General features: G+C 67.0%; 19 protein-coding genes. 4 read left to right on the forward strand and 15 right to left on the reverse strand.

All coding sequences use genetic code 11. The features are described from left to right. Positions 1-12: 12 nt before the first annotated feature. Together ACQ5SP_RS16080 and ACQ5SP_RS16085 are read right to left on the reverse strand one after the other, a co-directional pair. Positions 13-654 carry a response regulator transcription factor gene (locus ACQ5SP_RS16080; protein ID WP_430939422.1) on the reverse strand — a complete coding sequence of 214 codons (642 nt, stop codon included), beginning with the start codon at positions 652-654 and terminating at the stop codon, positions 13-15. Then, positions 651-2,054 carry a cache domain-containing protein gene (locus ACQ5SP_RS16085; protein WP_430939423.1) on the reverse strand — a complete coding sequence of 468 codons (1,404 nt, stop codon included), beginning with the start codon at positions 2,052-2,054 and terminating at the stop codon, positions 651-653. Before ACQ5SP_RS16085 ends, ACQ5SP_RS16080 begins: the two co-directional genes overlap by 4 nt. 245 nt (positions 2,055-2,299) lie before the next feature. Between ACQ5SP_RS16085 and ACQ5SP_RS16090 the strand changes: the two genes are divergently transcribed. From ACQ5SP_RS16090 to ACQ5SP_RS16100, 3 genes are all read left to right on the forward strand, one after another. Continuing rightward, entirely contained in the window at positions 2,300-3,388 is a 1,089-nt protein-coding gene (locus tag ACQ5SP_RS16090) for a TRAP transporter substrate-binding protein (RefSeq protein ID WP_430939424.1), read from the forward strand. Between the two features lie 82 nt (positions 3,389-3,470). Beyond that, entirely contained in the window at positions 3,471-4,367 is an 897-nt protein-coding gene (locus ACQ5SP_RS16095; protein ID WP_430939425.1) for a TRAP transporter small permease subunit, read from the forward strand. A 12-nt stretch (positions 4,368-4,379) separates the two neighbouring features. Further along, positions 4,380-6,737, forward strand: coding sequence for a TRAP transporter large permease (locus ACQ5SP_RS16100; RefSeq protein ID WP_430939426.1), 2,358 nt, complete (start codon positions 4,380-4,382; stop codon positions 6,735-6,737). Positions 6,738-6,824: 87 nt separating this feature from the next. Here the strand turns inward: ACQ5SP_RS16100 and ACQ5SP_RS16105 are convergent, their stop codons facing one another. The 12 genes from ACQ5SP_RS16105 to guaA form a co-directional block, all read right to left on the reverse strand. Continuing rightward, a complete protein-coding gene (locus ACQ5SP_RS16105; protein ID WP_430939427.1) occupies positions 6,825-7,667 on the reverse strand; it encodes an arginyltransferase in 843 nt (280 codons plus the stop codon). Between the two features lie 75 nt (positions 7,668-7,742). Continuing rightward, positions 7,743-8,198 (reverse strand): RDD family protein, encoded by a 456-nt coding sequence (locus tag ACQ5SP_RS16110; RefSeq protein ID WP_430939428.1) that lies wholly within the window; start codon positions 8,196-8,198, stop codon positions 7,743-7,745. A gap of 64 nt (positions 8,199-8,262) precedes the next feature. Beyond that, positions 8,263-8,694: a DUF2852 domain-containing protein gene (locus tag ACQ5SP_RS16115; protein WP_430939429.1), complete on the reverse strand. Its 432-nt coding sequence runs from the start codon at positions 8,692-8,694 to the stop codon at positions 8,263-8,265. A gap of 128 nt (positions 8,695-8,822) precedes the next feature. After that, positions 8,823-9,440, reverse strand: coding sequence for a TetR/AcrR family transcriptional regulator (locus ACQ5SP_RS16120; RefSeq protein ID WP_430939430.1), 618 nt, complete (start codon positions 9,438-9,440; stop codon positions 8,823-8,825). Beyond that, complete coding sequence (gene ppk2 / locus ACQ5SP_RS16125; RefSeq protein ID WP_430939431.1) at positions 9,433-10,302, reverse strand: polyphosphate kinase 2; 870 nt, start codon at positions 10,300-10,302, stop codon at positions 9,433-9,435. The genes ACQ5SP_RS16120 and ppk2 overlap by 8 nt, the downstream gene beginning before the upstream one ends. A gap of 24 nt (positions 10,303-10,326) precedes the next feature. Next, a complete protein-coding gene (locus ACQ5SP_RS16130) occupies positions 10,327-11,310 on the reverse strand; it encodes an alpha/beta fold hydrolase (protein ID WP_430939432.1) in 984 nt (327 codons plus the stop codon). Next, complete coding sequence (gene metA, locus ACQ5SP_RS16135; RefSeq protein ID WP_430939433.1) at positions 11,300-12,217, reverse strand: homoserine O-acetyltransferase MetA; 918 nt, start codon at positions 12,215-12,217, stop codon at positions 11,300-11,302. The genes ACQ5SP_RS16130 and metA overlap by 11 nt, the downstream gene beginning before the upstream one ends. Before the next feature lie 31 nt (positions 12,218-12,248). Continuing rightward, positions 12,249-13,121, reverse strand: a complete 873-nt coding sequence (locus tag ACQ5SP_RS16140) for an ATPase (RefSeq protein WP_430939434.1) — start codon at positions 13,119-13,121, stop codon at positions 12,249-12,251. Positions 13,122-13,233: 112 nt separating this feature from the next. After that, positions 13,234-14,364 carry an OmpP1/FadL family transporter gene (locus ACQ5SP_RS16145; protein ID WP_430939435.1) on the reverse strand — a complete coding sequence of 377 codons (1,131 nt, stop codon included), beginning with the start codon at positions 14,362-14,364 and terminating at the stop codon, positions 13,234-13,236. 149 nt (positions 14,365-14,513) lie between these two features. Next, on the reverse strand, positions 14,514-15,401 hold the full coding sequence (locus ACQ5SP_RS16150) for a DMT family transporter (RefSeq protein ID WP_430939436.1): 888 nt from the start codon (positions 15,399-15,401) through the stop codon (positions 14,514-14,516). Continuing rightward, the gene (locus ACQ5SP_RS16155; RefSeq protein WP_430939437.1) at positions 15,398-15,697 is read right to left on the reverse strand and encodes a putative quinol monooxygenase; all 300 of its coding nucleotides are present in this window, start codon (positions 15,695-15,697) and stop codon (positions 15,398-15,400) included. Before ACQ5SP_RS16155 ends, ACQ5SP_RS16150 begins: the two co-directional genes overlap by 4 nt. Before the next feature lie 37 nt (positions 15,698-15,734). Then, entirely contained in the window at positions 15,735-17,300 is a 1,566-nt protein-coding gene (gene guaA / locus ACQ5SP_RS16160) for a glutamine-hydrolyzing GMP synthase (protein ID WP_430939438.1), read from the reverse strand. Positions 17,301-17,483: 183 nt separating this feature from the next. Here guaA and ACQ5SP_RS16165 point away from each other — a divergent pair, with 183 nt between their 5' ends. Further along, a complete protein-coding gene (locus ACQ5SP_RS16165) occupies positions 17,484-19,028 on the forward strand; it encodes a trimethylamine methyltransferase family protein (protein ID WP_430939439.1) in 1,545 nt (514 codons plus the stop codon). Here ACQ5SP_RS16165 and ACQ5SP_RS16170 read toward each other — a convergent pair. After that, complete coding sequence (locus ACQ5SP_RS16170; protein WP_430939440.1) at positions 19,021-19,317, reverse strand: DUF6477 family protein; 297 nt, start codon at positions 19,315-19,317, stop codon at positions 19,021-19,023. The two genes, ACQ5SP_RS16165 and ACQ5SP_RS16170, sit on opposite strands and share 8 nt — an antisense overlap. Between the last annotated feature and the right edge of the window lie 127 nt (positions 19,318-19,444).

Below are 19,444 nucleotides of genomic sequence, written 5' to 3' on the forward strand. Positions count from 1 at the left end.
TACAAATATCGCTCAGAGATCGACACTGGTGCCCTGCAGCACGCCGTGTTCGAGCGCATAGCGCGTCAGCCCGGCGGTCGAGGAGATGCCCAGCTTGCGCTTGATGTTCTTTCGGTGGGTCTCGACCGTGCGCACGGAAATCTCCAGCGCCAGGGCGACCGCCTTGTTGGACTTGCCCTGTGCCAGTTCCAGCAGGATCGTCTGCTCGCGGCTGGTGAGCGGCTCGCGCCCGTCGGCGGTGCCGGGGGTCAGCCGCGATTCCGCGCCCGTGCAGAGATACTGCGCGCCCCCATGCACGGTCAGGATCGCGGTCCGGATCTCCTCGGTGGGCACGTCCTTCAGCACGTAGCCGCGCGCGCCGTGGCGCAGGGCGGTCGAAATGTATTCGGGGCTGTCATGCATCGACAGGATCAGCACCCGGGTTTCCGGCCGGCGCTCGAGGATGATTTCCGTCGCCGACAGCCCGCCGACATTCGGCATGTTGAGATCCAGCAGGATCACGTCCGGCGCGAGCGCCTCGAAGCGGTCGATCACCTCCTGGCCCGAGGACAGGGCGCCCACCACCTGGATGTCGTCGAAGGTCTCCAGCACGGCGCGGATGCCGTCGACCACCATCGGGTGATCGTCTGCGATGAGCACGCGGATCGGGGTCATTCGGCGGGCACCTTCCTGGTCTGTTCGGGCGGAAGCATGTGGGTCAGCGGCACCTGCGCCTCGATGGTCGTCCCCGAGGCGGTGCTGAGGATACGCAGCGTGCCGCCCAGGCGTTCCATGCGCTCCTGCATGTTGCGGATGCCGAGCCCGGTTCCCGCGGCGCGCGCCTCGGGGGCAATGCCGCGGCCGTCGTCGCTGATCCGCAGCGTGGCCCCGGACGAATGCCCGAACACCTCCAGCGACACCTGGCTGGCCTCCGAGTGGCGTTCGACATTGGTCAGCGCTTCCTGCGCGATCCGGTAAAGCGCGATCTTGGCATCCTTATCGAGGCGGTTGCGGAAAACCACGGTCTTGAAATGCGTCCTGACCCCGGTGCGACGCTCGAACTCGTCGGTCAGCGTCTGCAGCGCCGGCCCGAGGCCCAGGTCGTCGAGCACGCCCGGGCGCAGGTCACGGCTGATGCGGCGGACTTCCTGGATGGCGCCGTTGAGGCCCTCGATGGACTTGCCGATGTTTTCCGAGGCGCGGGCATCGCCGGCCATGACCCGGCGCGCCGCCAGTTCGAGCGCGTAGCGCACCGCCACGAGGATCTGGCTGATACTGTCGTGAAGTTCCCGCGCGACGCGACCGCGTTCCTCCTCCTGGGTGTCGAAGATCCGCTGCGTGAGTTCCTTGAGCTTGGCGTCGGCCAGCCGGCGCTCGCGGATATTGAGGAAGATCCCGGTCAGAAAGACCAGCAGCAGCGCCCCGAAGGCGATCGCCCCGATCCAGAGGAAGGTGCGCTGCACCCGCGCCTCGGTCGTGGCGCGCGCCGCGGCGACGCCGTCGAGCACGTCGTCTATGAACACACCGGTGCCGATCGCCCAGCGCCAGTCCTGCAGCCCGGTCACATAGGTGATCATGCGCGCCGTCTCGCCGGTCGAGGGCTTTTCCCAGAGATAGCTGTGATAGCCGCCGCCCATCCGGGCCAGCTCGATCAGGCGGTCGGTGACCGGCGTGCCTTCGACGTCGCGCAGCCCGGCCCAGTTGCGGTTGATCAACCCGGTCTGGCGCGGCGCGACGAGATTCGTCCCGTCATAGTCGAAGACGAAGAAATAGCCGTCATTGCCGTAGGTCATCGACGACAGGGTCTGGGTGGCCTTCAGCTTGGCCGCCGCATCGTCGGGCAGGGCGGGACCGTAGACGTCGTAGAAGGACTTCTTGGCGATGGTGAGGTAGTTTCTCAGTTCGGCCTTCTTCGCGTCGATCAGCTGGCTCTCGAGCGCGGCGATCTCGCGTTCGGACAACGCGCGCGACTGGTGGGCGACCAGAAGCGCGATGGCCGCGACGGCGACGACCAGCGGCACGGTGGCCAGCACGAAGATTTTCTGGCCATAGCTCAGCCGGTACGCGCGGCGCATAGAACGTATCCTCGGGTTCATCCCCCCATCCCCAGTGACGCCCCGCAGGACGCCAGCGCAGCATGCGAAATCGGTCCGGCCGCGTCAATCTCGGCCCGGCCGGGCGGGTTCCGCGACGTGAAGGGCGGTCCTGTCGCAGCTTCTACGGGTTACTAGGTATTCCCATAGGCGCGGGGCCACGCTAGGTTCCGCCGCACTGTCCGATCCGCCCGGGCGTACGCCGGGCTTCAAATGGGAGGAATGAAATGGATCGTCGCTCTTTTCTTAGAACGTCCGCGCTCGGCGGTACGGCGGCCGCGGCCTCGTCGCTGGCCGCCCCGGCCTATGCCCAGGGCAAGCGGACCCTGACCATGGTGACCACCTGGCCCCGCGGTCTCGCCGGCGTGTGGGACTCGGTCGAGCGTGTGGTCAACAACGTCAATGACATCACCGATGGTCAGCTGACCATCGACGCCAAGGGCGCTGGCGAACTCGTCGGCGCGCTGGAAGTGTTCGACGCCGTGACGGCCGGCCAGGCGGACATGTATCACGGGGCCGACTACTACTTCGTCGGCCAGCACCCGGCCTTTGCCTATTTCACCGCGGTGCCCTTCGGCATGACCGCGCCCGAGATCATGACCTGGTATTACGGCGGCGAGGGCAAGGACCTTCACCACGAACTGGGCGAGATCTTCGGCCTGCGCAGCTTCATCGCCGGCCAGACCGGCGCCCAGGGTGGCGGCTGGTTCCGCAGCCCGGTGCAGTCGGCCGACGACTTCAAGGGCCTCAAGTTCCGCATGCCGGGCCTCGGCGGCCAGGCGCTGTCCCGGCTGGGCGCCAGCGTCCAGGTGATTCCGGGCGGTGAGATCTACCAGGCCCTGTCGACCGGCGCGCTCGACGCGACCGAATGGATCGGCCCCTGGTCGGACGAGAAGCTGGGCCTGCAGGAGGTCTGCGACCACTACTATCCCGCCGGCTTCCACGAGCCGGGCGCGGCGCTGTCGGTGGCCTGCAACCTCGAGGTCTTCAACAGCCTCACCCCGGCGCAGCAGCGCGCGATCGAGGTGGCCTCGGCCGATGCGCACCAGCACAACTACTCGGTCTTCATCGCCAATAACGGTCCGGCGCTGCAGCGCCTGATCTCGGGCGGCGCCCAGATCCAGGAGTTCTCGGCGGACATCTGGAACGCCTTCGGCAACGCCTCGATGGAAGTGCTGAACGGCTTCATGGACGACGAGATCTTCGCCAAGATCCACAACTCGGCCCAGGCCTCGCTGCGCGAATCCTCGCAGTGGCTGGCCCAGTCGGACAGCGCCTACAGCCAGCAGCGCAACCGCGTGCTGTCGGAGATGTAAGGCCAGGGCCTACAGCCTTGAAAATAAATGGGATTGCGCGCGGTACCCGTGCGCAATCCCTTGCTGCGAGGAGTGACCGACCATGCTGGACGCGCTTTGGTGGCTGGCTCAGAACATCGCGCTCGGCTTCTGGAACATCGGCTATGCGCTGACCCATCCGGCGAGCTGGCTCAACTGGTCCGACGGCGAGGCGCTGATGCGCTTCATCTATTACGGCGGGTCGGTCGAGTTTTTCTTCGCGGTACTCGACCTGGTCCTCGTGGTCACCGTGGCGGGGGTCTTCTACCGCCGGTTTCTCTGGGGCGTCGTGGTCGGGCTCGAGGGCGTGGCAAACGGCGTCGGGCGGCTGTTCGCCTGGGCCGGGCTTCTGATGGTGCTCCAGCAGATCATCGTGGTGTTCCTGCAGTCGGTGTTCCGCCTGGGCGAGATCACGATCAATCCGCTTGGGCTGGGGTTCACGCAGTCGGTCGGGTGGTTCTCGGAAGAACTCAAGCTTTACAACGCGATGGTGGTGGCGTTGTGCGTCTCCTACACCTTCGTGCAAAAGGGCCATGTGCGCGTCGACCTCGTCTATTCGGCGATCAGCCACCGCGCCAAGCGCGTGGTGGACATGTTCGGCGCGCTCTTCTTCATGATGCCCGTCGCGGTGCTGGTCTGGATGTATGCCTGGTTCTTCATGTGGCGCCACCTGATCACGCCCAAGGTATCGGCCAGCGACCAGCTGGAACTGATGCTGCGGAAGTCGCGGATCGTGAAATGGAACGTCGAGACGATCGGCTTCTCGCCGAACGGGTTCGACGGCTACTTCCTGTTCAAGGTTCTGATGGTCGCCTTCACCGGCCTCGTCTTCCTGCAGGCCCTCGCGTTCTTCTACCGCTCCTTCCTCGAATTCGTCGAAGGCGAGGAGAGCGCCGACAAATATCTGGACAAGGACGGCGTCGAAGAGGGCGAAGACGCCTACGCCGGCAACGAGATCTAAGGGCGGGATACCATGCTTTTCGGACTGGACGGCGTCGAAGTCGGTCTCCTTATCGTTTTCCTGCTCCTCTTCGGGGGCATCCTGACCGGCTTCCCGGTCGCCTTCGCGATCGCCGGGTCGGGCGCGATTTCCTTCGCCATCATCGCGGCGCTGGATTCGGCGGGCATCCTGAGCCACGAGGCCATCGACACCGCGTCGCAGGCCTATAGCGACCTGGTGGCGACGGGCGTACCGCCGATAGACATCTCGCATTTCCGATACCCGGACTTGCCCACGGTGCAGCAGCCGCTCTTCCCGGGCGGCTGGGAGCAGGCCCTGAACCGGAACCTCTCCTTCATCGTGAACCGCATGAACGAGCGCGTCTTCGCGGGCGCCTCGATCGAGACGCTGCTCGCGGTGCTGATGTTCGTGATGATGGGCATCGTGCTGGAGCGGTCCAAGATCGCCGAGGATCTGCTCACGACCATGGCCCGCGTCTTCGGCCCGCTGCCGGGCGGCCTGGCGGTGTCGGTCGTGGTCGTGGGCGCGTTCCTCGCGGCCTCCACCGGGATCGTGGGCGCCACCGTCGTGACCATGGGCCTGCTGTCGCTGCCGACGATGCTGCGCAACAACTACAGCCCCGAACTGGCGACCGGCGTCATCTCGGCCAGCGGCACGCTGGGGCAGATCATCCCGCCCTCGATCGTGATCGTCCTGCTGGGCACGCTTGCCGGCGATATCTATGCCACCGCGCAGGAACAGCGCGCGCAGTCGCTCGGCTGCACCGACGCGCTGACCTACCTGGGCGAGGCCGCGGTCGTCTCGGTCGGGACGCTCTTCCAGGCGGCGATCTTGCCCGGCGTGCTGCTGGCGGCACTCTATGCGGCGTACGCCTTCGGCTTCGCGGTCTTCAACCCGTCCAAGGCGCCGCCGGTCCAGCTGGACGCCGATACCGGCGAGGTCATCACCCGCCAGGAGGGGCTGACCTGGTTCCTCGCCATTCCGGTGCTGATCGTGGGCGGGGCCTTCATGCTGGGCATGGGCGGCCTGGCGGGCAGCCAGGACCTGACCGTGCGCAGCTATTCCGAGGTCGCCGACACGCCCGATCTGCGCACCAACGTCTCGCCGCGCTGCCAGGAAGCGATGATCGAGCTTCACGGCCAGGAGGCCTGGGACGCCTCGGTGCAGCGCGCCGACGAAATCGCCGCCGCCGGCGGCGTCGAGGAATCGCACCAGCTGAGCGAGGAAGAACTGGTCGAGGCCCGCGCCGCCAAGCTGGAAAGCATCAACCCGATCGGCAATGGCCTGTTGACCTTCTTCGTGCTGGCCGGGCTGCTGCTGGCGATCGCGCGCGGCGTCGCGCCCACCGACGATACCCGCCCCCTGATCATCGGGGCCGGGGGCATCCTGCTGGGGCTCGTGGTCGACGCGCTCTTCATCTCGCCGCTGACGACACCGGGCGTGACCTTCCTTATCCTGATCCCGGCGCTGGCGATGATCTTCTACGGCGGCCGCCACGCGGCCGAACGCCTGGCGCGCAACGACCTGATCCGGGTGGTTTTCCCGCCGCTGGTGCTGATCGTCGCGGTGCTGGGCTCGATCCTGGGCGGCATCACCAACCCGACCCCGGCGGCGGCGCTCGGCGCGGGCGGTGCGATTATGCTCGCCGCCTATCGCAAGCTCCAGGACGAGGGCCGGTCCGGCACCATCATCATGCGCGCGGCCATGGCCATCGCGGTGATGCTGGTGATCGGCGCGAATTTCGACCTCCGGATCGCGCGCGAGGATGTCGGGCTCGAGGACTGGATCGCCTATCTGGTCGGCTTCGGCGCCTTCTACTTCGCGATGTACGGCATCCTCTACAGCTGCTGGGTGCTGTTCCGGGGCGGGGTGCTGACACCGGTGGTGCGCGAGACCGCCAAGGTGACCAGCATGGTCTTCACCATCCTGATCGGCTCGCAGCTGCTGAACCTGGTGGTGATCTCCTTCGGGGGCGAGCACTACATCCAGAACTTCCTGCGCAGCTTCGACGACGAGCACAAGGTGTTCCTGATCGTCATGCTGGTGCTGTTCCTGCTCGGTTTCGTGCTGGACTTCCTCGAGATCATCTACATCGTCATCCCGATCGTGGGGCCGGTCATCTATGGCGGCGATTTCGACCCGAAATGGGTGACGATCATGATCGCGGTGAACCTGCAGACCAGCTTCCTGACGCCCCCCTTCGGCTTCGCGCTGTTCTACCTGCGCGGCGTCGCCCCGCCTGAGGTGACGACCGGCCATATCTACCGCGGCGTTGCACCCTTCGTGCTGATCCAGGTGATCGGCCTTGCGCTCCTGTGGTTCTTCCCCGAGGTGGTGACCATCGTGCCGAGCCTGATGCCCACGGGCTGACGGGGCGGCCACGGACGGCGGACAGGGCGGGCCGGCCGGGCCCGCCCTGCGTCTGTCAGGGATTTTCCTGGCGGTCTTCCGCGGCGGTCAGCCGGTCTCGCCCCGGGGCGCGCGGGTGTCTGGCAGGCTGATATTGGCGACCTGCTCGACGATCGGATCGACCGACAGCGGATGCGCCTCGGCGGCGTGATCGGAGGGATCGCCGATATCCTGCCAGACCCCGTCCTTGTAGATCTCCAGCGCCGAGAACTTCGCCTTGTAGGCCATCTTGGGGCTGCCCGGCACCCAGTAGCCGAGATAGACATAGGGCAGGCCGGCCTCGCGTGCGATCTCGATATGGTCGAGGATCACATATGTTCCGAGCGACCGCTGCGCGGCGTCCGGGTCGAAGAAGGAATAGACCATCGACAGCCCGTCATCGAGCAGGTCGGTCAGGCAGACCGCGGTGAGCGCGTCCTCGGCGCCCTCCGGGTCCGGGGCGAGGTATTCCACCACGCGCGAGCGCACCGGCGTCTCCTCGATCATCGCGGCGAACTCGAAGATATCCATGTCGGCCATGCCGCCATCGGCGTGCCGCGCATCGAGATAGCGGCGGAAGAGGTCGTATTGCCGTTCGGTCGCCCAGGGCGACGTGGCATTGCGCCGGAGCGCGCGGTTCCGGCTGAGTGCCCGGCGCTGGTTCCGGGACGGCTTGAAATCGGCCACCCGCACCCGGGCGCTGAGACAGGCGGAACATTCCGCGCAGGACGGCCGGTAGAGCACGTTCTGCGAGCGCCGGAAGCCCTGCTTGGACAGCGCATCGTTCAGCGTCCCCGCATGATCGCCATGCAGGGCCGTGAACAGCTTCCGCTCCATCCGCCCGTCGAGATAGGGGCAGGGCTGCGGGGCCGTGACGTAAAACTGTGGAGCTACCGGAAGCGTGTGCCGCATATCCGCCGTCACCCTGTTCTTAACAGGCCGAGCCTAGCAAGGCCGAATCGCACCAACAACAGTTTTCGGACCGGTTCAGAACCGTTCGGCCGGGCGATTGATCGCGGTGGTGCCGAGCAGCATGTCGTGCAGGCCCTGGCCGCGTGCGGTCGTAAGCATCATGACGATCCCGACGACCTGGGGCAGCACGAACCCGGCGATCACGCTGTAGGCGAGGGTATGAAGCGCTGCCATTCCGGCATCCAGCCGGTCGCCGCGATGGGTGCGAATCTCGATCGCGACCAGCCGCATGCCGGGGGTCGCGGAATCGCGGGCCAGGAAGAAGATGCGATATGCGAGATGCACGGCGAGAAAGATCGCCGGGAAGATGAAGACCGTCACGAACAGCGTCGCCGCCACGATCAGAAGCGTGGCGAGCGTGACCAGGATCGTGTCCACGAGCCAGGCCAACAGGCGCTTGAACGGCACGCCGTCATAGAATTCCGGGCTGCGGTCGGGGTCGGGCAGCCCCCAGAGGGCATCATCGATCATGGCGCTCATCTAGGTGATCGGAACGGGGAATGGAAGGGCCGCCCGCGGGCGGCCCGGTCCGGGTTCAGCTTTCGGCCGGCGCGGCCTCGGCGCCGTCGCGGGCCTTGCGGGCGCGTTCGTCCATGAACTGGTCGAACTCGGACTTGTCCTTGGCCTCGCGGAGGCGGGCCAGGAACTCCTCGAAGGCCTTCTGTTCTTCCTCGAGCCGGCGCAGCGTTTCCGCCTTGTAGCTGTCGAAGGCGGTGTTGCCGGTGGGGGTAAAGCCGTGGCGGCGCGCTTTCCAGCCGCGTTCGGCGCGGGTCGAACATCCGTTGAACATGCGTTTGCTCCAGATCATGTAAGCGAGAAGGGCAAGGCCGATGGGCCAAAAGAAAATGAAGCCCAGAACCATGGCGGCGATCCATGCGCCCTTGCCGCGCTGATCGAGCCAGGATTCGGCCTGTGACGGCCAGGTGGCGACGGAACTCATCGGGGTCTCCTGTGGTTGCCAGTTCATGTGAATGTAAATCACATTTACATACTTGGGGCTGGCGAAGCCGGGCGCAAGGGGGAAGGGTGAAAATTTTCGTTGCCAAGACGGGCGCGTCGTCCAGGCCCCTGATTTACCGCGGTAATATTTCCGAACTATTCGTCCGGCGGAACCAGCCCGAGACCGCGCAGATAGATCCCGATGCCGGTTTCGAGCAGATCCTCGGGCGAGAAGGGACCGCGGGCGCCCGGTGCGCCGCGCGCGAAAAGCTCGACCACCCCGTGGCTCATCGCCCAGATATGGGCGCTGAACATCGAGGCCGGCGGGCGCCGGTCCGGGGGAATATGCTCCGACAATGCCTCGGCCGCGCGCGACAGCACCCCGTGGGCACGGTTGGCGGCCAGCGCCAGGTCCGGCGTGGCGTTGATCGAGATGCCGCTCTCGAACATGGCGATGTAGTGGCCGGGATAGCGCCGCGCGAAGGCCAGATAGGCCCGGCCCGTCGCCTCGAAGGCCTTGAGCGCCGAGGGCTGGCCGCTGTCATAGGCATAGTCCATGAGATCCGCGAAGATCTCGAACCCCTGCCGGGCGGCTTCCGCGATGAGATCCTCGCGCCCCTTGAAATGGCGGTAGGGGGCCGCCGCCGAGACACCGGCGCGTTTCGCGGCCTCGGCCATGGTAAAACCCTGCGGCCCCTTCTCCTCGATCAGCGCCAGCGTGGCGTCGACCAGCGCCTGGCGGAGATTGCCGTGGTGATAGCCCCGCTTAGCCATTCCAGATCTCGGGCCCCCCGCAGATCAAGGGGTCGGGAATACCGACCGCGTCGCGATCCTTGCGGCTGTAGTCGACCGCCGAGAGGATGCGGCGGATCACGGCCAGCCGCGCGCGTTTCTTGTCATCGCCGCGGATCACCGTCCACGGCGCGTGACCCGTGTGCGTGCGCAGGAAGGTGTCCGCGATCGCATCGCTGTAGGCATGCCAGAGCGGCAGGCCGCCGACGTCGATCTCCGAGATCTTCCACTGCTTCAACGGGTTCGACTCGCGCCGGAGGAACCGGCGCAGCTGCTCGGCCCGGCCCACATTGAGCCAGATCTTGATCAGAACGATCCCCTCGTCGACCAGCATGTTCTCGAACTCGGGCGCCTGGGTCAGGAAATGCTCCCGTTCCTCCGGCGTGCAAAAGCCGAAAACCGGCTCCACCACCGCGCGGTTGTACCAGCTGCGATCGAAGAGAACCATTTCGCCGCGCGCCGGCAGATGCGGGATGTAGCGCTGGAAATACCACTGCGCGCGGTCCCGGTCGGAGGGCTTGCCGAGCGCCACGAGCCGCGCGACGCGCGGATTGAGGTTCATGCGCACGCGCTTGATCGCGCCGCCCTTGCCGGCGGCGTCGCGGCCCTCGAAGATCACGGCCAGCCGGGTGCCGGAGTCCCGCACCCAGGCCTGGAGCTTCACCAGTTCCACCTGCAGCGCGTCCAGCGCGGCGCGGTAGTCCTTCTTGCCCAGCGGCGCGTCATGGGGATAGGACGGGTCGAGCAGGCCGCCGCGCGGGGTGTCGCGGATTGCCTGGCGCACCTCTTCGGGGGCCTCGTCTTCGTAATACCGTGTAATCGCGCCGTCGAATGGCAGGTCCATGGTCTTCTCCGTCGCTGTGTCGGGTCAGTATGACGTCTGCCCCGCAGAGCGCAATCCGGCCCGTTCCGCGGCCCGGTCGATGGCCGCGACGACGATGTCGGGGGTAACCTGGTGGGGCATGTGGCCCACCTGCTCGAGCCGGGTCAGGCGCGCGCCCGGCGCGGTCTCGGCCAGCGGCCCGGAATGAATGTCCAGCGGCACGGTATCGTCGGCGGTGCCGTGAACGATCTCGATCGGCATCTCCAGCCGCGCGTAATCCTGCGCCATGGCGCGCAGATGCGGCTTCACGGCGGCGACCTGGCGAACATTGGCGCGCATCGTGGCGCGACGGATCGAGAGCGGCGCGGCGATATGGTCGACATAGCCCTCGGGCAGGGACTGTGGCGCGAAGACGCCCGCGACCTGCTCGTGCAGCACCGGCTCCGGCAGGTAGGCCGTGATCAGCGGGATGGCGATCCGCCGCCCGGCCCAGGTATCGAGGTAGCGATAGAAGGGGGCAAGCTTGCCGGGCCAGGGAAAGGCCGCGCCCGCGATCGAGACCACCGCGGCGACGTCCTCCGGCGCCTCCAGTGCCCAGGCCAGCGCCACCGCGCCACCATAGCTGTGCCCGCCCAGGATGGGGGTATCGACGCCCAGCTCGGCCGCGGCGGCGCGCAGCACGCGGGCCTGCTCGCGCGGGGATTCGCCGCGGCCGTGCAAGGGGTCACTGTGGCCGAGCCCGGGGCGGTCGAACAGGATCACCCGGTAGCGGTCGGCCAGCATCTCGGTCAGGCGGAAGGTGAATTCACGTGTATTGCCACTCGCCCCGTGCAAGAGCACGAGGTCCGGCCCGGCCCCCATCACGCGGGCATGCACGGCCACGCCGTCGACGTCGATCAGGCGGCCCTGCGGCGGATAGGCGGCCTCGGCCGCGGCCTCGGCCCGCGCGGCGCGGTAATGCGTCCACGCGGCGAAGGCGAGCCCCGCCAGCAGCAGGGCCGCGATCCAGATGACGGGCTTAACGGCCAATTGCAGCCATGTCGAAGGGGGTGGACTGGTAGATCTCGTTGATCCAGTTGCCGTAGAGCAGATGCGCGTGGCTGCGCCAGCGGTTCTTCGGCGGGTTGGCGGGGTCGTCGTCCGGGAAATAGTCGCGCGGCACCCCGATCGACCGGCCCTCGCCGAGGTCGCGGTCATACTCGTCTTTCAGGGTGTGGCTGTCATATTCGAGATGGTTGAAGATGTAGAGCGCCCGGTGCGCCTTGTCCTCGACCAGGCAGGGGCCGACCTCGTCGGAGCCGAGCAGCGTCTCGAGTCCCGGCGCCGCGTCGATCTCGGCCTGGCGCATCTCGGTCCAGCGGCTGACCGGGATCAGCAGGTCGTCGGAGAAGCCGCGCAGATAGGGCGAGGCGGGCTTCAGGTTTGTGTGGCGGAAGCAGCCGAAGGCTTTTTCGGCCAGCATGTGCTTTTTCACGCCGTGGAAGTAGTTGATCATCGCCATGCCGCCCCAGCAGACCCCGAAGGTGGAGTGCACATGGGTCTGCGTCCAGTCGAAGACCTGGGTGAGCTCGTCCCAGTAAGTCACTTCGTCGAAAGGCAAATGCTCGATCGGGGCGCCGGTGATGATCAGCCCGTCGAACTTGCGCGCACGCACCTCGTGGAAGGGCTGGTAGAAGGCCTCCATGTGCTCGGCCGAGGTGTTCCGCGTCTGGTGCTCGGTCATCCGGATGAGGGTCAGTTCGATCTGCAGCGGCGTGGCGCCGATCAGCCGGGCGAACTGCGTCTCGGTCTGGATCTTCTTCGGCATCAGGTTCAGCAGCCCGATATGCAGCGGCCGGATATCCTGGCGCGCGGCGCGGCCTTCGCCCATGACCATGACGCCCTCGCGGTCGAGGACGGAATAGGCGGGCAGCTCTTCGGGCAGTCTGATCGGCATGGGTGCGGGATATCCTGAAGGAAACGTGAACCTAGGCCGGCGCGGCCCGGTCTTCAAGCGCCCGGCCGATCAGGTCGACGAATTCCTCCGCGCTGCCGAGCGCGGCGATCTCGGCGGCCTCGACGGTGACGCCCCAGTTCTCGGCCATCGCCGCGTAGCGCGGCTGCCGGTGCGCCAGCGCCTGCGAGTAGGTCCAGGTCACGAAATCGTCCGGATCGACCGCGTCTTCCGCGACACCGTTCGCGGCAAGGTACTCGGCCCATTTTTCCTCGAGGAAGTCGGGGCTGTAATACATCGGCTTCGGCGCCTTGCGGAACCGGCGCACAAGCTCCTGGGCATGGGCGTCGGTGCCCTTGATCCAGACCAGCAGAAGCGTGTCGGAGAGCGCCCGCAGCACCGCGTCGCCGGGATCGTCGGGATCGACCACCTCGCAGATCGAGCCGCCGGAATCGCAGACGAAGTTGTCGTAGCCGTACAGCTCCTTGGCGCGATCGATGAAATGCGGCGTGTCGCGCAGCGCCGCGATCTCGGCCTGGCGGTGGATCTCCTGGCGCCGCTTGTATTCCGCGAAGGGGATGCCGCCCTTGGCCGGGTCGCCGGGCTTGCCGAGGTAGGTCGAGAGCGGCGCGAGATTGTCGAAGGTGATGTTGGACTGGATGTAGACGCTGTCCGACAGCAGCAGCTCGCGCAGCAGCGGCACCTTCATCGCCTCGCGCTTGAAGTTGTCGGCGATGTGCTCGCCCATGTAGCGCGTGCCGATGCGGTAATCGATGGAATAGTGGAACCATCCGCCCGAGTCGCGCAGCATGTTGGAGACATGGGTCTTGCCCAGCCCCGACATCCCGAAGAGCAGCACCCGCTTCGCGCCTGCCGCCCGCCAGTCCGCGCCCGTCTCGTAGACCATGCCGTTGCCCCGTTTCCGCACCGTTTTTTCGACCTAGCGCAAGCCGCGCCCGCACTCAAACGAAAAGCCCCGCCGTCGGGCGGGGCTTCGAGGGTCGCGCGGGGCAGGGCCGTCAGAAGGAGAAGCCCACCTGCAGCCCGACGCCGACCGCGTGGTTGTCGTCGAAATCGCCGGCAGGCGCGATGTTCCGCGAGGCGATCTCGCTCTCGGCGTCGCCGATATCGACGTAGCGCACGCCGCCGGTGATCTTCATGTTGCCGCGGGTATAGGTCGCGCCGACGCCGATGCTGCGGAACCCGTCGGTGGGGCCGAGGTTGCCGGTATAGCCGCCCGTGGCCGGCTCGTAGCCGAGCGTCACCGCGCCCGACCAGTTCTCGTTGAAACGCCGGCCGAGCCCGAGGCTGTAGGTAATCGTGTCGTCGTCGTAGGAAATGAGCGGTGAGCGCACGAAGGTTTGGTAGGCCTGCGGGGCGATCACGAACTCCGACCATTCGACCCAGCGTGCCGAGCCGAACAGGAGCGTATCCTCTGCGATGCCGGTCTGGAAGTCGAGGTTGAGAGACTGGGGCGTTTCGATCGATGTCGTCGAAGATGTCGGCCCCAGAACGGAGGATTCCGTTGTCGGCAGCTCATGTTCGACAGGCGAGTTGTAGGTCAGCGCGACCCGGAGCGCGATGTCCGGCCGTTCGTAAGCCGCACCCACCAGGTAGCCAAGCGCACCGTCGCGCTCGCCGTTCACGGAATATGGTGCACCCGGAAAGGGAACCCCTGCGGGGGCTGTGGCAAAGGGAATATCGGCTTTTGCGCTGAGCGTCTGGTAGCGCAGACCGCCATAGACACTGAAATTCTGCGCCGTGGTATATTTCACCAGCGCGGTCAGGGCGTTACTGTCCAGCTCGGCCGTCGTTGCCTGTGCGAAATACCCCGTCCCAGCCGGGTAATCCACGTCGGCGCCGAAGGGCTGGTCGAAGATCAGCGCGGCCGAGAAGCCGTTGCCGAAGTCGTGCTTGTAGGCCGCGCCGAACTGCGTGTAGTCGCCGGTCATGTCTCCCGACGACGCCCCCGTGGCAAAGCCCACGTCTGTGCCGCTTACATCCGGCGTGACGCTGCCGAAGGACAGTTGCGCGTAGTTGCCCTCTTCGAAGATCACCCCGATCCCCTGGCCCGAACGGTCGATACCGCCCGCACTTGCCGCGGTCGCGCTTGCCGCAAGGGCGGCCATAATCACTGGTAAACGCTTCATTACTCCTCCCCTTTGTCTTGTTTTTCCGGGCCAGACTAGCCCGTTCGCCCCGTGTGCGGTCAATCTGTTACGCGGCGTCATGACGGGGGGCAAGACCGCGCCGGGTGCGCCGGCGACCCGCGTGCGGGAACGTGGCGCAGGATCCACAACTATCGCGGGATCCCGGCCCGCCGCGCGGCGCGGGTCTCGGTCAGGATGTTCAGGTAATTCGCCCCGAAGATCACCGCCGCGCCCAGGAACACAAGCGGGTCCAGCGCCTCTGCATAAAGCAGCATCGCCAGCACCGCCACCAGCGGCAGCCGCGCGAAGTCCAGCGGCATCACCACCGCCGCCGGCGCCAGCGAGAGCGCGGTCGTCAGGCAGAAATGCGCCAGCAGCCCGCCCAGGGCCACCACCGCGACCCAGGGCAGGTTGCCCGTCGAGGGCAGCGCGATGTCGCCGTCATAGCCAGCGCAGACCAGCCCCAGAACCGATTGCATCACCGTCAGCCAGAACAGGATGCAGGTTACGGTCTCGGTGCGGGTCAGGAATTTCGTCGCCAGCGCCGATCCGGCGAAGCCGAAGGCCGAGAGCATCGCCGCGACCGTGCCGGCCGTGATCGGCGCGGCGCCGGGCTGGGCCACGATCAGGATCCCGGCGAAGCCCAGCCCGGCGGCCAGCAGGCGGGTCCGCGTCATACGCTCTGCCAAGAGGAAGGGCGCGGCCAGGGCGACCCAGATCGGCTGCGAGAACTCGAAGGCGAAGACCTGCGCCAGGGGGATCGTCGCGACCGCGTAGAACCACAGGTTCTGGCCGGTGAAATGGCTGAGATTGCGGATCGTGTGAATGCCGAGACTGCGCCGCGAGACCTGGCCCAGCGTGCCTGCCGCGCGGGCCACGGCCAGCACGACCACGACCCCGATCAGAGAGCGGTAGAGCATCACCTCGAAGGTATCGAGTTCGCTGCTGAGCTCGCGCCCGGCCACGGCCATCCCCGAGAACGAGACGACGGCGCCGACCATCCACGCGGCGGCCCGGAGCGGCTGCGACTGGGTCATGGGCCTGTCTCCCGGGGCAGCCCGGTGACCGTGAAGTCGCGGCGCAGGCCGCGCGTCTCGCGCCCCCAGCGCGAGGCCGCCGTGCGGGCCTGGTGGGCATGGAAGGCGGCCGCGTCCGCGAAAAGCTCTTCCACCTCGAAGCGGGTCGGATCATCTGCCGCGCGCGCGACGTGAAAGCGCAGGCAGCCGGGCTCTGCCCGGGTCAGGCGGATATGCTCGGGCAGCAGGGCGGCCACGCGCTCGGCCTCGGCCAGGGACCGGCAGAGCAGCGCACCGCTCAGCGCAACACGGGCCATGTCCGGTCTCCGGCGCGGGCGGCCCGGACCGGGCGGATCATTCCCATTCGATCGTGCCCGGGGGCTTCGAGGTGATGTCGTAGGTCACGCGGTTGATGCCGGTGACCTCGTTGATGATCCGGTTCGCCGTCTCGCCCAGGAAGGCGTGGCTGAACGGGTAGTAATCCGCCGTCATCCCGTCGACCGATGTCACCGCGCGCAGCGCGCAGGCATAGTCGTAGGTGCGCCCGTCGCCCATGACGCCGACGGTGCGGACCGGCAGGATCGCCACATAGGCCTGCCAGATGTCGTCGTAGAGCCCGTGCTTGCGGATCTGGTCGATATAGACGGCGTCCGCGCGGCGCAGGATTTCCAGCTTGTCGCGGGTGATCTCGCCCGGGCAGCGGATGGCGAGGCCCGGCCCCGGGAAGGGATGGCGGCCGACGAAGCTGGCCGGCAGACCCAGCTCGCGGCCGAGCGCGCGCACCTCGTCCTTGAACAGCTCGCGCAGCGGCTCCACCAGCTTCAGGCCCATCTTCTCGGGCAGGCCGCCGACGTTGTGATGGCTCTTGATCGTGACCGACGGCCCGCCGGAGAAGCTGACCGACTCGATCACGTCCGGGTAGAGCGTGCCCTGCGCCAGGAACTTGGCGCCGCCCACCTCGCGGGCATGCTTGTCGAAGACGTCGATGAAGAGCCTGCCGATCGTCTTGCGCTTTTCCTCGGGGTCGGCGACGCCGTCCAGCGCGCCGAGGAAAAGCTCGGACTCGTCGGCATGGATCAGCGGGATGTTGTAGTGATCGCGGAACATGCCCACGACCTCGTCGGCCTCGCCGAGCCGCATCAGCCCGTGATCGACGAAGACGCAGGTCAGCTGGTCGCCGATCGCCTCGTGGATCAGCACCGCCGCGACCGAGGAATCGACCCCGCCCGACAGCCCGCAGATCACCTTGGCGTCGCCCACCTGTTCGCGGATCTTGCGGATCGCCTCGTCCTTGTAGGCGCCCATGGTCCAGTCGCCCCGGAACCCGGCGAGCCAGGTGAAGTTCTCGAGCAGTTTCGCGCCGTTCGGGGTGTGGTGCACCTCGGGGTGGAACTGGACGCCGTAGAAATGCCGGTCCGTGTCGGCGATGATCGCGTAGGGCGCGTTGGGCGAGGTGCCGATCACCTCGAAGCCCGGCGGGATCGCGGTGACCCGGTCGCCATGGCTCATCCAGACTTCCTCGCGGCCCTGCGCGAAGAGCCCCGAGAAGATCGAGTCGCCCCCGTGCCGGCCCGCGGGCTCCACGAAGGCCCGCCCGAATTCGCGGTGATGGCCCGATTCCACGCGCCCGCCGAGCTGCTCCATCATGACCTGCTGGCCATAGCAGATCCCCAGCACCGGGACGCCCAGCTCGAAGACCTTCTGGGGGGCGCGCGGGCTGCCCGGCTCGGTCACGCTGGACGGCCCGCCCGAGAGGATCACCGCCTTCGGCGCGACCGTCTCGAGCAGCGCGTCGGTGACCTTCTGGAAGGGATGGATTTCGCAGTAGACATTCGCCTCGCGCAGGCGTCGCGCGATCAGCTGCGTCACCTGGCTGCCGAAGTCGACGATGAGAAGGCGGTCGTGGGATCGGTCGGTCATGCAGGCGGAATAGGCCCGGGCGGGGCGACAATCAAGCGTCAAACTGGCCCCGCGCGGCGCCTTCATGTCGCTAAGGGACGTGATTGGACGGAAATCGCGCAAACCGGCGGGCGTGACTCAGGTAAATCCAAGGCCAGACGATCGCACAGCCGGGCCGCCCGGCCGAAGATAAAGGATAGCGTCATGACCGAGGCCGCAGCACGCCGTCGTTCCCGGGGAGGTGGTGGCGCCGCACGCCGCGCCGAGCGGACCGCACGCCGGATCGAGACCGTCAAGTATATCGAGCGCAACATTCCCAACCTGGATCTTCTCAACGAAGAGGCCCTCCAGATCATCGAGGCCAATGCCGAGCAGGTGCTCGAAGAGATCGGCGTCAGCTTCGTCGACAACCCGGCCGCGCTGGAACGCTGGCGCGAGGCCGGCGCCGACGTGCAGGGCGAGCGGGTGCGCCTGCCCAGGGGGCTCGCGCGCGAGCTGATCAAGACCGCGCCGGGCAGCTTCACCCAGCATGCCCGCAACCCCGAGAAAAGCGTCGTGATCGGCGGACGGAACATGGTGCTGGCGCCGGTCTACGGCCCGCCCTTCGTGCGCGACCAGGACGGCGGGCGCCGCTATGCCACGATGGAGGATTTCCGCAGCTTCGTGAAACTGGGCTACATGTCCAAATGGCTGCACCATTCCGGCGGCACGGTCTGCGAGCCGACCGACATCCCCGTGAACAAGCGTCACCTCGACATGCTCTACGCGCACATGACGCTGTCGGACAAACCCTTCATGGGCTCGGTCACCGAGCCGGTCCGCGCGGCGGACTCGGTCGAGATGGCGAAGATCCTCTTCGGGGCGGATTTCGTCGACCAGAACACGGTGATGACCTCGCTGGTCAACATCAACTCGCCGCTCACCTTCGACCACGTCATGATGGGGGCGCTGGAAACATACGCCGCCGCGAACCAGGCCTGCATCATCTCGCCCTTCATCGTGGGCGGCGCGATGGCCCCGGTCTCGGTCATGGGGACGCTGACGCAGGTGTTGGCCGAGGTGATGGCCGGCGTGGCCTACAGCCAGCTGATCCGTCCGGGCGCGCCCGCGATCTTTGGCGCCTTCGTGACCTCGATCGACATGAATTCGGGCGCGCCCACCTTCGGCACGCCGGAAGCCAGCCAGATCCTCTACGGAGCGGGGCAGCTCGCGCGGCGTCTCGGCCTGCCGTTCCGGTCGGGCGGGGCGCTCTGCGGGTCCAAGCTGCCGGACGCGCAGGCCGCCTACGAGACGGCCAACACGCTGAATGCCGCGCTGCTGGGCGGCGTGAACTTCATGCTGCATTCCTGCGGCTGGCTCGAGGGCGGGCTCGTGTCGAGCTTCGAGAAATTCGTGATGGATGCCGACCAGCTGGGGGTGCTCCACAAGCTGGCCGCCGGCGTGGCCACGGACGAGAACGCCCAGGCCATGGACGCGATACGCGAGGTCGGGCCGGGCGGGCACTACCTCGGCTGTGCCCACACCCAGGCCAATTACCAGAGCGCGTTCTGGCGAACCGAGCTGTTCGACTACAAGCCTTACGAGACCTGGTACGAGGAAGGCGCCCGCGACACGGGCGTTCTGGCGAAAGAGCGGGTCCGGCGCATGCTGTCGGACTACGAGCAGCCCGCGCTCGATCCGGCGATCGACGAGGCGCTGCGCGCCTTTGTCCAGCAGAAGAAGGACGCCGAACCCGACGCCTTTATCTGAGCCGGTCAACGGGCCGCGGCAGAAGCCGGGCTTCGGCCATGAGCGCGATCAGCAACTCGACATGGCGGGTGACGCTGTAGCCGGCGTCCCCCGCGCGGCGGGTCTGTTCGAGCAGGTCCTCCTCGACCATGAGACGGTCGAGCGCCCGCCCCGGCGGCGGCGGGGCGTCTGACCGGGTGATCCGCGCGAGATCGCGGTCACGCACGTAGTCCTCCAGTCCGAGCCGGGCGGCGCGGATCAGCAGTTTCGGCCGGCGAAGGCTGTGGAGCGCGGCGAAAAAATCGGACATAAAAATCTCCCCTGGGTTGTGATACCGGGAAGACTAGGCGCTGCCTGGGATGCTGTTGCAGCTGCCGGAAGCGCGCGTACGCAAGCTAACAGGGCGTTAACGCAGAATAAACATTTTTACGAAAATC

This window comes from Rhodovulum sp. YNF3179, from assembly GCF_050586465.1.
In the GTDB taxonomy this organism is placed as follows: Bacteria; Pseudomonadota; Alphaproteobacteria; order Rhodobacterales; family Rhodobacteraceae; genus CAJXYS01.

Coding starts and splice junctions, on each gene's coding strand:
- ACQ5SP_RS16080 (WP_430939422.1), bottom strand. CDS start 654: ATGACCCCGATCCGCGTGCTCATCGCAGACGATCACCCGATGGTGGTC.
- ACQ5SP_RS16085 (WP_430939423.1), bottom strand. CDS start 2,054: ATGCGCCGCGCGTACCGGCTGAGCTATGGCCAGAAAATCTTCGTGCTG.
- ACQ5SP_RS16090 (WP_430939424.1), top strand. CDS start 2,300: ATGGATCGTCGCTCTTTTCTTAGAACGTCCGCGCTCGGCGGTACGGCG.
- ACQ5SP_RS16095 (WP_430939425.1), top strand. CDS start 3,471: ATGCTGGACGCGCTTTGGTGGCTGGCTCAGAACATCGCGCTCGGCTTC.
- ACQ5SP_RS16100 (WP_430939426.1), top strand. CDS start 4,380: ATGCTTTTCGGACTGGACGGCGTCGAAGTCGGTCTCCTTATCGTTTTC.
- ACQ5SP_RS16105 (WP_430939427.1), bottom strand. CDS start 7,667: ATGCGGCACACGCTTCCGGTAGCTCCACAGTTTTACGTCACGGCCCCG.
- ACQ5SP_RS16110 (WP_430939428.1), bottom strand. CDS start 8,198: ATGATCGATGATGCCCTCTGGGGGCTGCCCGACCCCGACCGCAGCCCG.
- ACQ5SP_RS16115 (WP_430939429.1), bottom strand. CDS start 8,694: ATGAACTGGCAACCACAGGAGACCCCGATGAGTTCCGTCGCCACCTGG.
- ACQ5SP_RS16120 (WP_430939430.1), bottom strand. CDS start 9,440: ATGGCTAAGCGGGGCTATCACCACGGCAATCTCCGCCAGGCGCTGGTC.
- ppk2 (WP_430939431.1), bottom strand. CDS start 10,302: ATGGACCTGCCATTCGACGGCGCGATTACACGGTATTACGAAGACGAG.
- metA (WP_430939433.1), bottom strand. CDS start 12,217: ATGCCGATCAGACTGCCCGAAGAGCTGCCCGCCTATTCCGTCCTCGAC.
- ACQ5SP_RS16140 (WP_430939434.1), bottom strand. CDS start 13,121: ATGGTCTACGAGACGGGCGCGGACTGGCGGGCGGCAGGCGCGAAGCGG.
- ACQ5SP_RS16145 (WP_430939435.1), bottom strand. CDS start 14,364: ATGAAGCGTTTACCAGTGATTATGGCCGCCCTTGCGGCAAGCGCGACC.
- ACQ5SP_RS16150 (WP_430939436.1), bottom strand. CDS start 15,401: ATGACCCAGTCGCAGCCGCTCCGGGCCGCCGCGTGGATGGTCGGCGCC.
- ACQ5SP_RS16155 (WP_430939437.1), bottom strand. CDS start 15,697: ATGGCCCGTGTTGCGCTGAGCGGTGCGCTGCTCTGCCGGTCCCTGGCC.
- guaA (WP_430939438.1), bottom strand. CDS start 17,300: ATGACCGACCGATCCCACGACCGCCTTCTCATCGTCGACTTCGGCAGC.
- ACQ5SP_RS16165 (WP_430939439.1), top strand. CDS start 17,484: ATGACCGAGGCCGCAGCACGCCGTCGTTCCCGGGGAGGTGGTGGCGCC.
- ACQ5SP_RS16170 (WP_430939440.1), bottom strand. CDS start 19,317: ATGTCCGATTTTTTCGCCGCGCTCCACAGCCTTCGCCGGCCGAAACTG.